This window comes from Psychrobacter sp. W2-37-MNA-CIBAN-0211 (genome assembly GCF_040309405.1).
Classification (GTDB): Bacteria; Pseudomonadota; Gammaproteobacteria; order Pseudomonadales; family Moraxellaceae; genus Psychrobacter; species Psychrobacter glaciei.
Window position 1 is genome coordinate 1 of the sequence record NZ_JBEOOU010000149.1, and the last position, 278, is coordinate 278.

Below are 278 nucleotides of genomic sequence, written 5' to 3' on the forward strand. Positions count from 1 at the left end.
GTCTGGCACATTTGAAAATGCTGAGGAATTTGTAAGTACAGTGTGGGAACACGCAAAAACAGCGGCTAAAAAAATTGGTTTAAATCCGGCGGTTATGGTTGCGCAAGCAGCATTAGAAACTGGCTGGGGTAAACATATTATCAGTAAAGGTGATGGCAATAGCTCAAATAATTTATTCAATATAAAGTCAGATAAAAGTTGGCAGGGCGAAAAAGCCAGTAAGGTCACTTTAGAGTTTGAGCAAGGCGCTGCAGTTAAAAAGCAAGCAAGCTTTAGAG

Annotated in this window: 1 protein-coding gene; it reads left to right on the forward strand. The window is 40.3% G+C overall.

Annotation, left to right across the window (positions count from 1 at the left end; translation table 11 throughout):
• Positions 1-40: 40 nt before the first annotated feature.
• A partial coding sequence (locus AAEY72_RS14680) for a glucosaminidase domain-containing protein (RefSeq protein WP_352311272.1) occupies positions 41-278 on the forward strand: 238 nt, incomplete at its 3' end.